Annotated in this window: 11 protein-coding genes; 3 read left to right on the top strand and 8 right to left on the bottom strand. The window is 41.5% G+C overall.

Annotated elements, in window-relative coordinates:
• Positions 1-202 precede the first annotated feature (202 nt).
• Entirely contained in the window at positions 203-1,447 is a 1,245-nt protein-coding gene (locus D0907_RS01035; protein ID WP_118843899.1) for a beta-barrel domain-containing protein, read from the bottom strand.
• Positions 1,448-1,663: 216 nt separating this feature from the next.
• The gene (locus D0907_RS01030) at positions 1,664-2,680 is read right to left on the bottom strand and encodes a metalloprotease (protein ID WP_036974236.1); all 1,017 of its coding nucleotides are present in this window, start codon (positions 2,678-2,680) and stop codon (positions 1,664-1,666) included.
• A gap of 176 nt (positions 2,681-2,856) precedes the next feature.
• On the opposite strand from D0907_RS01030, the gene D0907_RS01025 reads away from it, so the two are divergent.
• A complete protein-coding gene (locus D0907_RS01025; protein WP_036974238.1) occupies positions 2,857-4,077 on the top strand; it encodes an EAL domain-containing response regulator in 1,221 nt (406 codons plus the stop codon).
• Here the strand turns inward: D0907_RS01025 and D0907_RS01020 are convergent.
• Positions 4,074-5,138: a hemolysin family protein gene (locus D0907_RS01020; protein ID WP_036974240.1), complete on the bottom strand. Its 1,065-nt coding sequence runs from the start codon at positions 5,136-5,138 to the stop codon at positions 4,074-4,076. The two genes, D0907_RS01025 and D0907_RS01020, sit on opposite strands and share 4 nt — an antisense overlap.
• Positions 5,139-5,283: 145 nt before the next feature.
• On the opposite strand from D0907_RS01020, the gene D0907_RS01015 reads away from it, so the two are divergent.
• Both D0907_RS01015 and D0907_RS01010 read left to right on the top strand, forming a co-directional pair.
• The gene (locus tag D0907_RS01015) at positions 5,284-7,779 is read left to right on the top strand and encodes an alpha/beta hydrolase family protein (RefSeq protein ID WP_118843898.1); all 2,496 of its coding nucleotides are present in this window, start codon (positions 5,284-5,286) and stop codon (positions 7,777-7,779) included.
• A gap of 165 nt (positions 7,780-7,944) precedes the next feature.
• A complete protein-coding gene (locus tag D0907_RS01010) occupies positions 7,945-8,649 on the top strand; it encodes a response regulator transcription factor (RefSeq protein WP_036974296.1) in 705 nt (234 codons plus the stop codon).
• A 96-nt stretch (positions 8,650-8,745) separates the two neighbouring features.
• Here D0907_RS01010 and D0907_RS01005 read toward each other — a convergent pair whose 3' ends face one another.
• The 5 genes from D0907_RS01005 to D0907_RS00985 all read right to left on the bottom strand — a co-directional run bounded on the left by D0907_RS01005 (position 8,746) and on the right by D0907_RS00985 (position 19,204).
• A complete protein-coding gene (locus tag D0907_RS01005; RefSeq protein ID WP_074989643.1) occupies positions 8,746-10,257 on the bottom strand; it encodes a YifB family Mg chelatase-like AAA ATPase in 1,512 nt (503 codons plus the stop codon).
• A gap of 38 nt (positions 10,258-10,295) precedes the next feature.
• The gene (locus D0907_RS01000) at positions 10,296-10,910 is read right to left on the bottom strand and encodes a trimeric intracellular cation channel family protein (RefSeq protein WP_036974258.1); all 615 of its coding nucleotides are present in this window, start codon (positions 10,908-10,910) and stop codon (positions 10,296-10,298) included.
• A gap of 70 nt (positions 10,911-10,980) precedes the next feature.
• A complete protein-coding gene (locus D0907_RS00995; RefSeq protein WP_075594189.1) occupies positions 10,981-11,352 on the bottom strand; it encodes a hypothetical protein in 372 nt (123 codons plus the stop codon).
• A gap of 55 nt (positions 11,353-11,407) precedes the next feature.
• Positions 11,408-14,905, bottom strand: a complete 3,498-nt coding sequence (locus tag D0907_RS00990) for a PKD domain-containing protein (RefSeq protein ID WP_162898015.1) — start codon at positions 14,903-14,905, stop codon at positions 11,408-11,410.
• 297 nt (positions 14,906-15,202) lie between these two features.
• On the bottom strand, positions 15,203-19,204 hold the full coding sequence (locus D0907_RS00985; RefSeq protein ID WP_118843896.1) for a hybrid sensor histidine kinase/response regulator transcription factor: 4,002 nt from the start codon (positions 19,202-19,204) through the stop codon (positions 15,203-15,205).
• Positions 19,205-19,210: the final 6 nt, after the last annotated feature.

Below are 19,210 nucleotides of genomic sequence, written 5' to 3'. Positions count from 1 at the left end.
TACTCCATGTATCCGACATTTGATTTATTTGCCGGGTTGTTAATATGCTCAACCTTTACAATAAAGGTGAGCGGTTAATAGGCTGGCTTTAGCTGCTCGCTAAAGTTAACTAAAGCTGGCCGCCTTTTTTGATTGCCTGTATAAAACACACCACCAAAAATCTTCAAATTGCTTTTTCTGTATTTTTCTAATCCCATTGCAACTAGCTAACCCGCCCTTTTAGGCTGTACAGTGGCTCGAGCAACCAGTCAATTAATGTGCGCTGCTCTAACATAATATCTGCCTCAAACAGCATGCCGCTTTTTAGCTCAAATGCTTTGCCATACGCCTGTACTTGCTGTTGATTTAGCGTGGCGCGCAAGCGGTACACAGGCTCTTGCAACGCTATAGGTAAACGCACTTCATTTGGGGTAATGAGCGCCTTATCAATACGGCTAATTTTGCTATTAATAAAACCAAAGCGTTGATAAGGAAAGGCATCAAAGCGTAGCCGTGTATCATTGCCAAGCTCAATAAAGCCTGCTGAGCGAGTAGGCAAAAGTAATTCAGCCACTAATTCTGAACCTTCGGGAATAATATGTAGTAGTGGTTTGGCTTGAGTGAGTGTTTCACCTTCTACTACTTGAATCCCCGTCACAACACCGCTGTTACTAGCCGTAATAGTGTATTGATAGTTACTTTTAATTTGTGTGAGTTGGTTTTGAATGTCAGCCTGCTGGCGTTTAAGGCTATTTATACGCAGCGTGTATTGTTGTGGTACATTGGCAATATTAAAGCTTAGTTGACTTAACTGGTTTTCTTGCTGCATCAGCAAACGTGCAAGGTTTTGCTTTTCTTGTTTAGCATCTAGCAGGGCTTGCTGTTGTTGCTCACGCTCAATGTTTGATAAAAAACCATTTTTATTAAGCTGGTTGATATTGTTTTGCTGACGGTTAAGTAACGCTAGTTTTTCATCAGTAAGTTTAAGTTGGCTTTGTAATGCCGCTTGCTCATTAGTAAGTGCACGCTTTTGTGCCTGCAAATTAAGTGATTCTTGCTTTTGTAAAGTTTTATTTTGTGTTATCTCGTCACTAAGCAGTTGTATTTGCATACTTAGCTGCTCAACAAGTTGGGTACTTAATGCAATACCTTGGCTATTATTTTGCTGCACAATAATAGTCGCCAGTGGCTGATTTTTTATAACAGCATCCCCCTCTTGTACAAATAACTGCTCAATCATACCGCCTTGATTAGCAAAGCTCTGGATTACCCCTTTGTTGGGCATTAAAAAACCGCGCACGGTTTCTTTACGTGAGTATTCTGCGGTGAATAAGAATGTAATGACTGCGACAGCAATACAGGCCAAAATAGTCACAGTCAATTTTATTGATAAAGGTTGTGCGAGAGTGATAGCCCCCGTCAAACGCTCACTTTGCAGCTCAATCGCTTCCTTTCTGAATAAGGTCATAAACAAATCCTTTTGCTTTTATCTCTTATTTAAATTAGCTTTTTAAGTTGTTTTTTGTAAATCAGAATATTCCCAAAATTGAAACTGCTTATTTATTCGCATTTAACATTGTATAAATAATTAACAAATAAATAATTAACAAATAAATAATTAACAAATAAATAATTAATATACTTTAAAAGCCCTTAATAAAGAGAAGCTAATGCTAAATATTAATTAACTCGATAAAATTTTCATTGGTAGGCTTAAAATTGCGCTTTCAGAGTCGGCAAAGTGCATCATAACAGCCACATGTCCGGCAACAACAAGTGCATACATTACCGCTGAAAAGCCTTGGCCATAGGTGTCCAGAGGGATTAAATGCGAGTAATGACGGCCGCGCCATTCGAAGACAATTTCCAGCGCCCCAACAAATAAGAAAAACACCAACAGCATTAAGCCAAAGGTGTAACTTAACCATAAGCCAAATAACACCCCTAATAAACACACGCTTAAACCAATCCAAGATCGCATTGAAAAGCTAATACTTTTTAAAACATGGCCGCCATCTAGCGGTAAAATTGGTAATAGGTTAAATAAATTAAGCAAAGCACTCAGTACAGCAACACCGGCAAATATTTCCATTTCAGTGGCGTAATAAAGCACCACGCCGAGCACTGAGGTAATTAAACCAAATGCAGGCCCCATGAGTGAGATCACCACATCTTGCCAGCGCGTTGTTATTTTATCGTCGGATACAGCCAGTCCTCCAACAAAAGGGATAAGATAAATACCCTTGGTTTTAATACCAAAGTATTTCATGGCTCTAACATGACCATATTCATGCACCACTAAACAAGCAATCAGCATTAGCGCAAACTCGATTGAGAATAGCCATGCATAGCCGGCAACTGACGCACCAGCGAGTGCCGCTTTGACGACCTTTGCACTTTTAAAGAGTTTAAATCCTAACGCGAGCAAACCGATGATGCCACGTTTTGGCTCAGCCTCTTGCATAGCGGGTAATGCAAGTTGACTCACCCACTGTTGATTTACATAAACACCCAAGCTTTTATCGAGCACGGTGCTGGTATCTAACCCGATACGCTGCCCTTGAAAATCAAACTCATACATTTGTTGTTCTGGGTTCTCGAACGCAATCGCTTGTTGTTGATGAAATAATTGCACTAACTGCGCGCCCTTTAAATGCAATGTAAAGGTTTCATTTGCTAAGCTCAGCTGAAGTCTGATCATAATCTATTTAACGGCTAATAAGGAGTGTGGCTATTATACTGAGGCGGCGCTAAATTACGAATTAACTCTTGCGGCCCTTGTTGTGATTATTTACATCAATACACAAGTAAAAAACATGACGAAATAGCATTTTTCTACTACTTTTAACTAAAGCATTTCTTGTTCATGGAGTGAATATGGTGAAGTCAGCACGGCATATACTCGTAGTCGATGATTCTAAAGCGATTCTTATCGTTATGCAGGCCATTTTAAATGAGCTTGAAGTTCCTCATGTCACAACCTGCTTAAGTGCTTGCGAAGCCTTAGAGAAAATAAAAAAAGCCCCGCATTATTTTGATGCCGTCTTCACTGATTTAAATATGCCTGATATGGATGGCATGGAGCTTATGCGTCATTTAGGCGCAATGAAATACCATGGTGCGATCGCAATCATTTCTGAAATGGACCCTAAAGTCATCGATTTAGCGGCTGACCTTGCACGTAAACACAACGCGCATCTTATTGGCAATATTTCAAAACCCGTGCAACTGAATCAAGTTTACTTACTACTCCAAAAACTTGAGCATTTTTCGATTCATGTCGAACGAACAAAATCCCCGATTTCGGAGTCACTTTTACTGCATGCTATTAGCCACAATGAAGTCGTGCCATTTTATCAACCAAAAATTAATCGCCATGACAATCGGGTTGAAAGTATTGAAGTGCTGGCACGAATTAACACCAGTAAAGAAGATGATATCGTTTTACCCGAACGCTTTATCTGTATTGCCGAAGATTTAGATCTTATTAACCTTATTACTTTTCAATTATTTGAAAAGGCGACGAGCGACTTTTCTGAAATTAAAGAGCACTTTGAACCAAATTTAAAACTGGCTTTTAATTTATCGCCTTCACAGCTTGAAGACTTAAGCTGCCCAGATAAACTAGCCCTCATTTTGCACTTAAACAATTTATCGCCAAGCGAAGTGATTTTAGAAATTACAGAGCAGTATGCACTTCGTAGTGCCGCACAACTCGAAACCCTAAACCGCCTTAGAATGCGTGGTTTTGGTATTTCGCTCGATGACTTTGGGACCGGCTTCACCAACGTGCAACAACTCAAAACCCTGCCTTTTACAGAGATAAAAATAGACAGGACACTAATCAGTAATATTGAAACTGATCAGTTTTCACAAGTTATCGTCAGTAGCTTAGTAAATATTGCGATTCAAGAAGACTTAGCCATTGTGGCTGAGGGGATAGAGCGCGTAGAAGAGCTTGACTACCTAGACCGCTATAAAGAATTTATCTTAATGCAGGGTTTTTTACTTTGCCGCCCGAAAGCCAAAGAAGACTTTTTAAATTGGTCATTTTCATGGCGGCAAATGGTTAAAACCGCAGCGGGGTATCGCCGCTAAGGCTCACGTTTATCGTCGCTAACAATCGTATTACTGCTCTCTAAACGCTGCCGCCAGCGCTGCTTTGCCTCTTTTTGCATATTGGCAGATTGGTCATGTTCGTCAACGATTTCAAGCCCCATTAAGGCCTCAATTAAATCTTCCAATGTCACAATGCCTTGAATATCACCATATTCATCAACCACTAAGCAAATATGAACACGTTGCGATAATAAGGTTTCAAGCAAAGTAGGCACATGCAAGGTTTCTGGCACCGTATAAATAGGCTTGACCAGCTTGCTAATTTTGTAGTCTTCACCCAAGCGATGGTAAGCAAGCATAATATCGTTTTTATGTACAAAACCAATAATGTCATCGCCATTTTTATCGTATACCAACACCCTAGAAAATGACGATGAACCATATTCCGATAAATACTGATTCACTGTAATATCTTTGTGTACTTTAAAAAGCACAGTGCGCGGCGTCATTAATGTATCAAGTTTGGCATGGCGAAAATGCAATAAACTGCGAATAATCTCAGACTCATCTTGTCTAAGTGCCCCAGATTCAGTGCCTATATCTGCCATTGCTTCAATTTCTTGACGTATATAATATGCTTCATCGTAATTGCGCCCTAAAAAGCGCGTTAAGATATCCGCAAACCAAACAAAGGGTTTTAAGATAAAGACTAAACCCACCAGGCTTACGCTTACGATGGGGGTTAAAGCACGCCAGTAATTAGCACCTAATGTTTTTGGAATAATTTCGGATAACACGAGTACCAGTAGTGTCATTATTGCTGAAGCAATGCCGACAGCCGCATCCGAAAAAACCACCGCGGCTTGCGCACCAACACCCGCAGCACCTGCAGTATGAGCAATCGTATTTAAAGTTAAAATAGCCGCCAATGGTTGATCTATATTGTCTTTCAACTTAGCAACACGCTCAGCTAAAAGAGGTTGCTGTTTTCGTATTAAAGCAACATAGCTTGGCGTAATGCTTAGCAACACAGCCTCCATTACTGAGCATAAAAAAGAAACGGTAATTGCCACCAGCATGTATACAAGTAATAGTGTCACTGTGCGCCCTCAGCTTTAATGAAGTGCCTCACCTTAACAAGTGTTTACACGAAGCTCAATCCATTCTGCATTCTAACGCAGCACACTTTTTGACATTTTTGCTGCGTGTTATATTGGTCTAAACCACCCTTTAATAGGCTAAATCATGATGTTTACAACAACTTGGCTGAGCAAGCGCGCTCGCTTAAAAACAGCACTCAGCGCTGTGGCACTGTGCACTTTAACAAGCACAGCAATGGCTGCTGCCATTGATAAGTCTGCAATACAATTTATTGGCCCACTTAGCGATGACATGCAACTTAAGCCCTATCAAACCGAGCACCGCGATGCCATCATCGCCAATCTACTGCCACACTTACAAAAAAATACCTCCCGTGTACGTGTCTTTGGTGATGAACAAGATTGGCAAGCATTTGATAAAGTAAGTGCCCTTACTTTAGGGGGCCTGCAAGCCCTAAAATTCACAGCGTCAGCCGAACGTTTTAGTCAAGGTAAGTTAACGTTAAAGGGGATCGAAAACGCCCAGTTATTTATTAACGGCGAAAAACAGACTGAAAAAGATAAAACTTATGAATTGGCATTGAGTCAAGGCGACCATCAAATAGTGATCATCACAGAGCAAGTGCCTAATTGGCATGATGTTGCCATTGATTTTGAAGCTAAATCAGAGGAAAGCGCTCTGACCTTTTCAGCAAAAGAGCAGCATGGTTTATCGGCAAAGCAATTATTTGATGCACCAACGATAAGCTACATTTCTATGTCACCAAATGGCGCACATTTTTTGGCGAGTACACGCCATTACGACGATAAATCAGCAAACCAAGCTCTGTATGTCACTGAGTTAAAAAATGCTAAAAATAAGACTATTTATCGTTTTGAATCAGCGCAGCCTAGCAATATAACTTGGAGCCCAGACGGTTCAAGCTTGGTGTATTTAATCGAGGGCGAGCTTAAGCGCTTAAATTTAGAAACACTGCAACTCACTGTCATAGCTAAGCATCTTGCAGGCGCAAATGGGTTTCAATTTTACAATAATGACAGCTTAATTTTTAGTTGGTCAAAATCACCCAGCGACGATGGAAAACTCACCAAGCACTATCAAGGGCTTCAAGACCGTTGGTCTTATGCGCGTACCACGTCACAAGTGTACTTACTCGATATAAGCACAGGATTAAGTAAAATTTTAAGTCAAGGCCCGCTGAGCCATTCACTTGAAGACTTCGATGCTCAACAAGGTGTTGTGTTAATGAGTCGCTCAGCCCAAGCTATGAACCGTTCGCCAGAACCCGCGACTGAACTTGTTGAGCTAAATATTGCCACTGCAACGAGTAGTGTACTTGGCCAATTTAAAACCTTTAATCAAGCAAAATACACCGACGACGGTATTTATGTTACAGCTGGCCCTGACTTCAGAGATGGCCTTGGCCGTAATTTACCCGAAGGCATGCTTGCCAATAATTACGATGGGCAACTTTACTTACTTAGCCGCGATGGCAAAAAGGCGACAGCACTAAGCAAAGAGTTTGACCCGGCGATAGGCCAACTTACGGTGCTTGCAAATGGCGATGCACTGTTAAAAGTGACTGAGCAAGATACTGTGCAATTATATCAATACGATTTAAGCAAAAAACGTTTTAACAACGTGAATACGGGCTTTGATGTTGTTGAGCAATTTAGTTTCTCAGACGAGCGTAACCCTACTCTGCTTGTTACAGGCACCACAGCATCAACACCACAACAACTTAAGCAACTCACTGTAGGTAAAAGTCGTACTAAGGTGCTGTGGGACTCCACACCAATTAGCTACCAACACACTGATATTGCAGCGCTTGAAGAGTTTAATTTCATTAACCCTGAAGGTGTAGAAATTAAAGGTCGCGTGTACTTGCCGCATAATATAGATAAGAGTAAACAATACCCTGCTCTGGTTTACTACTATGGCGGTACATCACCGGTGACGCGTGGCTTTACTGGGCGTTACCCTTTTAACCTGTGGGCGGAACATGGTTATGTGGTTTACGTTATTCAACCAACAGGTGCAACGGGATTTGGCCAAGAGTTTTCGGCTAAACACGTTAATGCATGGGGTGAATACACCGCAAACGATATTATTAATGGCACACGAGCATTTCTTAACCAGTATCCGTTTGTCGATAGTAAACGCGTTGGTAACTTAGGCGCCTCATACGGCGGCTTTATGACCATGCTGCTGGCGACAAAAACAGATATGTTTAGTGCCTCTATTGCACATGCGGGAATTTCAAATATCACGTCTTATTGGGGCCAAGGTTGGTGGGGATATTTATACTCAGCTGAAGCATCTAAAAATAGCTACCCGTGGAATAACCCGCAACTTTATAGCCAACACAGTCCCGTGTTTCATGCTGACAAAGTAACAACGCCGCTATTACTACTTCATGGTGACTCAGATACCAATGTACCGGTTGGTGAAAGCCACAATATGTACACGGCATTAAAGTTATTAGGTAAAGATGTTGATCTGATTGAATATAAAGGTGCAGATCACCAAATATTTGCCCGTGACAAACGCTTTGATTGGTGGAATACGATGCTGGCTTATTTCGATAAAAACTTAAAAGATCAGCCTCAATGGTGGCAGTATCTTTACCCTGAAAAATAACAAAAAAACATCACTGAGTACCTGCAAAGGTACTCAGCTTTTTACAAATATATAAAAGCTAAGCCATTAAATTGTAAGAAACAGTTACAAACCGCTCCATTGCACTTCTCAGCCTTTACCATACAGTGCTAACATAACAGCAAATCAAGTATGAAATTAAAGCGAATGACTATTCAAGTTTTATTGGTTGAAGACGACGAGCTTCTCGTTAAACGCATTCTCAATCATTTTAAAGAGACTGAATTTAATATTGAGGTAGATTCAACGGGAGCCGATGCTTTAAGCATCGTGCAATCACGTGCCTCTCTACAAGATGCAATTTCTCTGGCAGTGATCGACATAGTCTTACCCAAGCGCGATGGTTTGTTACTTGCCAAAGAGCTCAATGCACTGACCAATATTGGTGTAATTGTTTTATCTAGTCGTGACTCACAAGCCGATCGTATTGCAGGCCTTGCTCAAGGCGCTGATGATTATATTTGTAAACCGGTTGACCTACTTGAACTTGAGCTAAGAATGCGCGCCCTTTACAAACGTTTAAAAGGCTCACAACACGACGATGAAAGTGAAGAGTTTATAGAATATGCCGACTTTAAGCTGCACCCTGACAATCGCACTTTGATCACCCCAAGTGGCGAAGAGTCTCGCCTCACTGAAGCTGAACATAAAGTGCTTATTTGCTTGATTGCCAACGCAGGAAAAGCAACCTCTCGAGAGAAAATATCTGAAGAGATTGGGCAACCCGACTGGAGCCCAAGTGACCGTACCGTCGATGTGTTAATTGGCCGTTTACGTAAAAAGCTCAGTGACGAAAAAGATCAAAAGCGCATCGTAACAGTTCGTGGTAAAGGTTATATGCTTTCTATTTAGGTATACACAGCGCCTAAATGACTCATTGTTTATAAACATACCACCTAACACGGTGACGCTTGCTAAAACACGTAAAATATTGAATAAAGCATCGATTCAAAATTGTGTTAATTGGCTTATTAGGCGCTCAAAGGCACGATAATTTAATGCCTCTTTTAATTCGCTTAAGGTGATCGTTGGTTGCTCTTTTAAGTCACTAATTGTCCGGGCAACTTTAATAACACGATGATAAGAACGTGGTGACAGCGCCAGTTTTTCACTGGCTCTCGCTAGAAACTGCAACTCTGCAGCTGCAAGCTCACAATATCGACTCATTTCTTTATTGTTCAATCGTGCATTCACTTTACCTTGCCGTGCATGCTGAAGCGCATGCGCTCGCTCCACACGTTTACGTACTTGCTGACTGCTCTCTTCTGGTTCGGTACTTTGCAATTGAGCGCTGGTAAGTCGTGGTAATTCAATTTGTAAATCTATTCGGTCAATAAACGGACCCGATACACGAGATAAATAACGCAATACTTGATCTGGTGTCGCACGCTTGTCGGTATGGCTTCCCGTTGGGCTGGGATTAAGTGCAGCTATAAGCTGAAATTGAGAAGGAAACTCCATTTGCCTCGCAGCCCTTGATATTGTTACGACCCCAGTTTCCATTGGCTCACGAAGCGAGTCTAGCACTTTACGCTCAAACTCAGGGAGCTCATCCAAAAATAACACGCCGTTGTGTGCCAGTGAAATTTCACCGGGCTTCGGGTTCGATGACCCTCCAACCAGCGCGACTGCCGAGCAAGTATGATGTGGATTTCGAAAGGGACGCTCTCGCCACTTAGATAAATCAACAGACTGACCAATAATAGAATAAAGCGCCGCGGTGCTAATTGCTTCATCATCCGACATGGTCGGCATAATGCTTGGCATTCGCTGTGCTAGCATCGATTTTCCCGTGCCTGGCGGGCCTAAAAAAAGCAAGTTATGGCCACCAGCAGCCGCGATTTCTAACACACGTTTGGCACCAGGTTGGCCTTTAACATCACTTAAATCATAGATTGAATCGCGTTCTATTTGTTGCTCTGGGTACTCAATATTAAGCGGTAAGGGCTGCTGATTCAGTAAGTCGTTCCATACATCTTGAATAGAATAAATCGCTTTACGTGACACACCAGAAACAAGACTGGCTAAGGTGTCGTTTTCCGCTGGTAAAAAACAGCACCGGCCCTTTTCTTTCGCTCCTAATACGGAGGGTAAAATGGCATTCACTCCCCTTACTTCACCATTTAAGGCCAGCTCACCATAAAACTCATAGCGATGAATATCAGGGCACACTATTTGCCCTGATGCCACTAAAATCCCAACGGCAATGGCTAAGTCAAAGCGCCCTCCGTCTTTGGGTAGGTCAGCGGGCGCAAGATTAACAGTGATGCGCTGATCGGGAAAACCAAATTGTGAGTTTTCAAGCGCACTGCGCACTCTATCTTTAGCCTCTTTTACAGAGGCTTCAGGTAAACCAACAATATGAAAAGCAGGTAAGCCATTCCCTAAATGCACTTCGACAATGACTTCTGGAGCTTGCACTCCTACTTGAGCACGAGAGAAAATCCGAGCTAATGACACGTTCCGTTGTCCCTGTAATGTATCCTTGTTATTACAGTTTAGTCGGGATATTTAAAAACATGTAATGTGAGATTCCACTTCATTGCTGCAAGTCGTAATGTGAGGGTCATTAACATGGCCAGTACCATGGCCATTTCTGTCACTAACCCAAGTGAAATTCCCACTGTATAAACGATGCCACCTGCGATACAAGTGATCGCATAAAGCTCACCTTTTAATAACATAGGTATGTTGCCAGCAAGTACATCGCGGATCATGCCTCCGAAGCAACCTGTAATCACCCCCATAATAATAGCCGTGGTATCTGGCATGCCTGCAAGCAGGGCTTTTTGCGCCCCCATTACAGCAAAAAAAGCCAAACCAAACGCATCCGCTATTTGTAAAGCATATAACGGAATAGAGCGCTGTTTATTGATTAGCCGTGTCGAAATAAAAACTGAGACTAGAATAGCCCAAAAGTAACTTTGATCATGTAACCAAAAAACTGGAATATCTAAAATGAGGTCTCGTAAGGTCCCACCCCCAATGGCTGTAACGGTCGCTAACACAACAACTCCAAAGCCATCCATTTTTTTATCGTACGCTAACAACGTCCCAGAAACAGCAAACACGGCAACGCCGATTAAATCAAACCAATGGTAAAGTTCCGTCATGTTTGTAACTAAAAAGTAATGTTACTTACGTTGTAACATAAACTTTTCAATCTTTTAAGCGAAGAATCAATTACTCGCCGCTTTCTACCAGCTCAATAAATTGGAGACTTTGCATCATAACCCCATCAGCAAGTGTGGTATCAGAAAAGTACGATTCCTTTTCGGTCGCTTTACTGGGTGTCGCTAATAACACGTTATAGTCCTCTTCTAGCTCAAGCCATAAACTCCGCTCTTTGGCAGTCAACTGCGAATGTTGCTTGCGAACACGATCAGCTTCATAAAAGGCTTCTTGTGCTTTTAAAAATGCATCTTGTGCACTTTCATCCATTTCTTCGCTTGAAAACAAACTAGTACCAATATCGCTGATATCTTCTTGTACTGCATCCATTGTTTTACAGGCTGTTAGGCTGAGTAGAAGAACTGAGAAATAAAATAGTTTCATTGATTAAATCCTCAAAAAAAGCCCAGTAACATTGCTGTTACTGGGCTGTGCACGGTTACTGCTTAATTAAACTGCCTGATACAAAAGAATGCAGAGCAGGGTCATCGTTATCATCATAGGTTTCTGGCACTTCGAAGCCTAAAGTCTCAACACTAAAACCGCCATCTATCATCATTATGGGGGTCATGAGTACACCATAACCGTAGTTTTGAGTAACGGTCGGGTCGCTGTACATCATTAATGAACCTAGATGTAGCTCCCATGTCGCTTCTCTCACTTCACCCTCTAATTCAAATGTTGCGGTACCATCATTTGAAATAACAACATTCGATGTTTGCATACCACTGCCATCGTCTGCCATGTAGGTAAATACATGTGAGCCAACTAACTCTGTTTCAGTAAAGGTCGCTTGTTCTATTACTCGCGTGACACGCTCCATGATGCCGAAATCGTCGCCATCTTTAAAGTGTATAAAGTTACCTTGTGCTTTCACAATAAAGTTAGGGTCGGCTTGCTCAATAGGACTACCATAGGTTTTTTCATAGAAGTCTACTGACACCTTTTGAGTTTCTGTATCGTAGCTGTAATAACCACCTGAAATACCTAACTCATTAAACTCAGTATCATGTGCTAACTCTAAGAATGTGCCATCTTCTTTAAATACGGCAATAAAGAAGTCACTGTCAAATGAGCCATCATAGTATCCCCCTATCAGCGGATTAGTTGCACTGTAAATGCGTGTGAGCGTTACAGTACCTTCACCTTCAATATCTAGGGTTAACGTATCACCAGATACGGTAGCTGTAATTGCTCCAGCATCATCAATACCAAAACTACCATTTGTATCTTCGCTAATTTGAACAGAGAATTCACCTGTTGACTCGTTCCAGGTAAAGTCACCTATTTCATAACCCGCAAAGGCAGTCTCATCATCAGGGTCTGACATAGCTTGGATTTGTAACCACTTACCATCACGTAAAATCACCGCCACTTCAGGTTCATCAGCGAGTTGCCATGCACCATCAAGAGGATGAATAGTCGCGGGACGTTCTATAACAACTTGTTCTTGAGCCATAGCCTCATCGAAGTACCATGCCTGCTTAGCATCTTCGGTACAGCTACTTCCTTGACTGTAAACACACACAGTTAAGAAATCGCGGTCAAATTCAACGACCTCAAACACCCATTCATTAGACATCAACTTACCACTTTGCAGTGCATAGCTGTTTTGCATATACGCGCCTTGATAGGTTGTTGCTATTGAGTACTCAAAAGCATCTGAACTTTTGTCAGTGATAGTTGCCAACTCAATGGTTTCTACCCCAAGCTCTTTTGGAGTATAGAAGTTTGAGAAGTAACGATAGCTTGTATCATCTTCAGCATACATATGCTCCCACCAATACGGCGCAAATCGACTTACACCATAATCGCTTGAAACAGAAAACTCTCGAATGTGAGAAGCATAATATCCAGGCATTTCGGTGCCATCCATTTCAAATGCACGGTATTTACGATAGGTAAAGAAGTGCTCGCCATCTTTTGCTAGCAGCTGTTGTGTAAACTCAGTATAGACAGGGCAGCTATTGTCGGGTTTATCACAGGTTGCCGATATACCTCCAGTGTCGGTGTAGTAGTTATTTCGAACAAACACACCTTCGCTGTTAATCTGCCAAGAGCGATAATGTTGATTAAGGCTAAAATTCATTAAGCCATCATCATATACATCGTAATGGAGATCAGGTTGCGCTGAATTTACACCTTGATAAATAGTCCATTTACCCAACACATCACTGTTTGTAAGCTGCAGCGTGTTATCTTTTACAAATAACCCTGTACTTGTAATACTTGAATCATCCGTTTTAGACATTAAAGATGCTGTGAATTGGTAACCGACATTCAGTGATTTTATAAACCAAAACGAGTAGTCAAACGTAAGTGACTCATCGGTGCTAGAAATCATCAACTGGTTATCAGACACTGACCAAGTAATCGCAACCGGTGCATTGCTATTATTGATAAGTGTTCCCGTACCACCTTCAACTAAATTAAAATTAACGGCACTGCTGTAGCCGTAAAAATCAGATGTATTATCGACATACCATGAACCGACTAAATCGGCTGCGGCAACATTTAAGGTTTGTGTTTTATCGATTAACGTACGATTCGCGGTCAACTCTTCTGTCGATGTTATCTCAGTCGTTGATTCGTTTTTCGTTTCAAACGCTGAATAAAGCTCAACAGTTCTATTAGCGTCATTTTCAAGTAAAATGCGCATATCCAAATCAGTTAAGTACTCGCACATTTCTTCTTGAGTCACTGTACCTGCATCAAAATAACACGATACTTTGACTGGTTCAGGAACAGTAATACTGACGACATCATTGTCCTGTGTCCAAGAGAATGAAGCATTAAAATTAATAAAAACATAACTGCCCGTTCCATCAGCGTTAAAATTAATCTGACCCGCGCCAAAACGCGTGTAATACTTGGGCGCCATAACAACATAGTCACCCACAACACTGCCAAATGAGTTATCAACCAACTCTTCATCGTCTTTAATGGTTTCTTTTACTGTTTCTATTAAGGCTGGATCTTGACTGTTCACGGTGTTGATAAAGTCATCAATACCCTCGCTGTCACTGACTAAATCAAGCGTAGACTCTACCCCTTCAGGTAAGCTGTAATCAGGATTATCAACAATAATTTTAATTAGTGCTGATAGCAGCAGTTTTTCGTCAGCATCAATCGCAAGCAAGGCTTTGTCTAATGCATCCTCAGAATCAACCGTGTCGTTATCACGACTAATAAGAGCAAATTCAGCAGTACTTACATTGGTAATATTGACACCAAAGTTTTCTTCTTTGCTCAGTGTTCCATCTTCGCCTGCTTGCGAGATTAAAGTAGCAATCGACTTAAGTTGAGAAACAAACTCTACACCTGGGTTGATGGCGTTATCGCCTAGCGCAACAAGTTTCACCAGTTTATTAGCAAAAGAGTCGTCTACTTCAACATCAACACGGTAGCGGCCTTGCTCATCAGCAGTAATCTCAAATAACTCATCACCAATTTGTACCGCCACATTTGAATTTATAATGGGCTCATCCGTTACAATACCTGTAATTGTGACACTGAGCACTTTACGCTTTAATTGAATAGTGACTTGTGCATTAGCTGTTGCACCATCGTCATCGGTGACGGTCACAGATAACACCACATCCGCATCATCTTCAATTGCAGGTGCCGTTATCGTTAGGCTGCTACTGTCACTACCCGACAAAGCTAAATCAGGACCAGAAATCTGCGACCATGCATAAGTACTAATAGTGCCGTCACTATCAGTGGCGGTTGCTAGAAGCGTTAACTCGCTACCTTCGGTGAGTGTTTCATCGCTGCTTATTGATACTGTAGGGCTTTTATTTTCTGCAACTGGCGGCTTTTTATCCTCGTCGCTATCGCTTCCACTGCCACCACAAGCGGTTAAACCGACAAGACTTGTCGCGAGCAGTAGCTGTTTAAAGTGATTTATTAATCGTGAATTAGGAGGGCTCATCATGTCATTCCTTACATTGATTGCTACGTAGCCACCCAAAAAGAGGCAACTGCACAAACAGTTGCCATATCTCAAGGGAAGCGAAATCTAACAATTATGAACAAAGGCGGGATCTCCGTGACTTCCTTAACCATATACTGAGTTCAGCTATGTTTGCCCGTCAAATATGAACACGTGAGATCCCATCAAAACGGTTCATCTTTCGTTAAGTTTTATAGGTTAGATGAGATGCAAAAATTATGTATGCTTAATGCCGACAAAAATGTACTCAAATACGACATAACAATAAAAATCAATAAGTTAAACGTAGTGACACTGATATTCTTTTGCCGTCATACCATATTTTACTTTAAAAAATTTCGAGAAATGTGAGCGAGATGAAAAACCAATATCGTCAATCACCAAACTAATTTGACGACCTTGGCGTAACAACTCGGCAGCTTTTATGAGTCGATAATCCCGTAAATATTCACTCGGTGTCATGTTGAGAAACACTTTTAACTTACGCTGCAACTGACGTTCACTCAGTGCGAGATGCTTAGCACAATGCGTCATTGAGAATCCTTGTTGCTGATAATTTTCAGATACATAGTGCTCAAGCTTTTCAAGTAACTGTTTATCACGCGGATCAACGGGAGTATCTGCCTTTGGTGGGCTTTGATCTGGCACCTGAATCACATGCTGTTGAGCATATTGATTGACCCAATCAATCCAATTTTCGACTTTTAATAATAATTCTTCCCTGTCAAAAGGCTTGGTGATTACATCCAGAGCATGTTGTTTTAAACCGCTTACCCGCGTTTCATAGTCTCCTTTAGCAGTGAGTATTATCACGGGAATATGGCACGTAACAGGGGAGCTATGTAACGCATCTAATACGGCAAAGCCATCCACTTTTGGCATCATTAGGTCTGTCACTATCAAATCTGGCACTTGGCTTTGCGCTATTTGCAAACCAACGTGGCCATCTTCTGCCAGTAATACCTGATAACGCGGGTGTAATTCAGTTTTTAAATAATGACGCAACTCATCATTATCCTCGATAACTAGTACGGTAGGTTGCTCACAATTTTTCTTGGCTTTAAGGTTCTCACTGTCGATACTCACCGAGGTTGCCTGCTCGAGAGCCTCAGCTAATGGGAAACGAAGCGTAAATGTTGTGCCTACCGCTAAGCGACTAACAAGCTGAATGTCGCCTTGATACTTATCAACGAGACGTTTCACAATGGCTAACCCAACACCACTGCCTTCTACATTGGCTTGGCTGCTTACACGGTAAAAGATATCAAATACTTTCTCTTTCTCCGCATCAGCAATCCCTTTACCTGTATCGGTCACCTCAATAAAGGCATTGTTATCATGCGTTGTTATTTTTAAGCTTACACTCCCTTGTTTTGTATACTTGAAGGCATTGCTGAGTAAATTGCTTAATATAGTAATTAGCCCCTCTCGGGTGCTTGATATAAAAATTGCTTCTTCTATTTCAACATAAAACTCTACTGATTGCTCACCGAGTACAGAAAACTGTCCTGCAACCTCACGCGCAATCGCAGACAAGGATACAACCTTAATAATCTCTTCATTGCGCTCATCATAACGGGTCAATGTTAAGAGTTTATCGACCAGATTTTCTAAACGTCGACTGTTTCGTAATACCAAGGTTAACTGCTCACGTTTATCTGTGTTTTTTTCATTAAAAATAAGACGCTGCAATGGTGCGATTAACAAACTAAGTGGCGTACGTAACTCATGAGATGCATGCGTAAAAAAGCGCACTTTATTTTCAAGCGAATCACTAAGCGCATCAGCTTGCTGTTCTATCAGCGCTTTTTGCTCTGCAATTTCATCAGTGCGCTCATTGACAAGTTGCTCTAGTTGATACTTTTGTTTACGGATCCGATAGGTCCAAAGCACCGTTAATAACCACACCAAACATAAGACAAGTACTGCACAAACAACATAAAAAGCAGGGCTTTGCCACCATGGAGCCAGTACTTTGATATTCAATAACAATGGGGCGAGTGCGTTCGCTCCACTTTCGCTACTTGCTTTAACGATAAGCTGATAACTGCCAGGCGGTAAGTTGGTGTAATCTATTGATAAGTAAGGACCAGTTACATTTCTCCATTGCTGTTCAAAACCTTCTAAACGGTAAGAATACTTATTAGTTTTAGGTTCTGAATAATGCAAATAACTGACCTGTAAGTGCATGCGTGTAATATCGGCTGGCACTGTGACGATGCGACTCTTCTCGATTTGGTAAAGGCTACCGAGCTTACTCCCAGCAGAAGTAATAAGGTCTTGATCGTCAAACTGTAAACGCGTTAATGCTAACTGCCCACCTTGTTTATTCTTAACGAGTGTTTCAGGGTTAATAACACTTACACCTTGGGTGCCGCCAAACATTAACCGGCCATCTCGCATTTTTAGATAGGCGCCGGCATTAAATTCATTGCCTTGCAAACCGTGACGCGCTTTATAACTGGTGATTGCAAAATTCTCTGGATTTATTTTAGCTAATCCATTGTTTGTACTTACCCAAACCATGCCATCATTGCCTTTTAATAAAGCATAAATCACTTGATTAGGCATACCATCTGCCACATTAATAACCTTTACTTGCTGGCTATTGGTGTCAATGATATTTATTCCATTAGACGTCGCTAACCACATACGTGAACCTTCCTGTAAAAAGGCTCTCACCGTATTATCAGATAAAGCCGATGCGGGGTTACCTTTGCGATAATTAATTAAAGAATCAGTCGCAAAGTTATAGTAATACGCCCCATCCCCATCGGTTGCTATCCACATGTCTGTTGCGGAGCTTTGATATAAGCTTGTCACCCTTGCTGTAGGTATGACTAATTGAGAATGTGCCTGTTTTTCTGAAAAACTGATAAACCGACCTAATTGCCTATCAAAACAAAATAATCCACCACCATTCGTCCCTACCCAGACATTATTTTTCTCATCCACCAGCAAGGCGTAAATACTGTTTTCAGTTAATCCATAGCTCCCTTCATCAGCTCGAAAATGTGTCACACTGCCATCTTGGTGGAGCACATCAATGCCCTGCTGCCAACTACCAACCCAAATGTCTCCATTTAAATCTTCAGTTATCGCCTTAATAGCGTTACTGGTAATTGAATTGGGTAAGTTGCTCGCCACGAGGTGTTTAATACGGTTTAATTGTTGATCAAGGATATCTATCCCGCCCCCCCAACTGCCATACCAAATACGTTGCTGCGAATCTTCAAATAGCGCCCAAGCATCTTTACTTGAAAGCGGTGTCGGTTTTTTTAATTTACTGAATTGAAGTGAAGCAGGATCTAGCTTGCTGATACCATTGGCAGTACCAAACCACATAATATCGCTACTATCACGGTAAATACTGTAAACTCGGTCGTGCGCTAAGCTATATCTGTCAAATGGGTCATGGGATAAAGCAGTAAACGTGTTGGTTTTGCGATCAAAAATATTGATGCCGCCCCCTCGCGTTGCAAGCCATACTCGACCTTGCTGATCAAACTCGATATCACGAATTTCGTTACTGGTTAACCCGTGCTCTGAGTCGCTCGATTTAAGCCATTGCTGCATCGATTTTGCTGATAAATCAATCTTAAATAACCCACCGCCTTGACTGGCCAACCATATTGTTTCGTCATTTGCCTGCTTTATCGCAAAGATACTCGAATGAATGCTAGGTGGCTTTGTAAATCCATTCAACAACGTACTGACACGTTGTTGCTTAGCAAGATCATAATGAATTAATCCTGCACCATGAGTACCTAGCCACAATACATCGTGTATTTTTGTTATCGCATAAATAGGCTTTTTTATATCCCGCACTAGTGGGGTCACTTTTTCATTGCGTTTATTGTAAGCGAATAAACTGCCATCATACGTGCCGATATACAGCACGTGAGAATCAACAAACAAACTGGTAATACGGTAGTCTGTTAAAATGGGCGAAGAAAATTGGTAATCGTATAACGGGAGTTGATTTACGCCCCCATTGCGGGTGCCTATAAAAAGGTGCGATTCGTTATCGAGTGCAAGCGGATAAATGTAGTTATTCGTTAAACTATTGTTTTCTCCTGTTGACGAAAAAACAATAAATTCATTCCCATCAAAGCGGTTTAACCCTGCTTGCGTAGAGAACCATACAAACCCCTGCTGATCTTGTTGAATATCAAATACAACGCTTTGTGATAAGCCATTATCAATACTGAAATTTTGAAACGCAGGCCACGCAAAAGGTAAAAAAAATAGACTAAAAAGATAAATAAGAAACCGAGTCATCCCTAA

The organism is Pseudoalteromonas lipolytica (assembly GCF_003515105.1).
Lineage (GTDB): Bacteria > Pseudomonadota > Gammaproteobacteria > Enterobacterales > Alteromonadaceae > Pseudoalteromonas > Pseudoalteromonas lipolytica.
The sequence above is the reverse complement of the archived record's forward strand: the minus strand, read 5'-3'. Positions and strand labels throughout refer to the sequence as shown.

Bases quoted from the DNA above. Each gene is read 5' to 3' on its own strand.
- D0907_RS01035 (WP_118843899.1), bottom strand. From the start codon at position 1,447: ATGACCTTATTCAGAAAGGAAGCGATTGAGCTGCAAAGTGAGCGTTTG.
- D0907_RS01030 (WP_036974236.1), bottom strand. From the start codon at position 2,680: ATGATCAGACTTCAGCTGAGCTTAGCAAATGAAACCTTTACATTGCAT.
- D0907_RS01025 (WP_036974238.1), top strand. From the start codon at position 2,857: ATGGTGAAGTCAGCACGGCATATACTCGTAGTCGATGATTCTAAAGCG.
- D0907_RS01015 (WP_118843898.1), top strand. From the start codon at position 5,284: ATGATGTTTACAACAACTTGGCTGAGCAAGCGCGCTCGCTTAAAAACA.
- D0907_RS01010 (WP_036974296.1), top strand. From the start codon at position 7,945: ATGACTATTCAAGTTTTATTGGTTGAAGACGACGAGCTTCTCGTTAAA.
- D0907_RS01000 (WP_036974258.1), bottom strand. From the start codon at position 10,910: ATGACGGAACTTTACCATTGGTTTGATTTAATCGGCGTTGCCGTGTTT.
- D0907_RS00995 (WP_075594189.1), bottom strand. From the start codon at position 11,352: ATGAAACTATTTTATTTCTCAGTTCTTCTACTCAGCCTAACAGCCTGT.
- D0907_RS00990 (WP_162898015.1), bottom strand. From the start codon at position 14,905: ATGATGAGCCCTCCTAATTCACGATTAATAAATCACTTTAAACAGCTA.
- D0907_RS00985 (WP_118843896.1), bottom strand. From the start codon at position 19,204: ATGACTCGGTTTCTTATTTATCTTTTTAGTCTATTTTTTTTACCTTTT.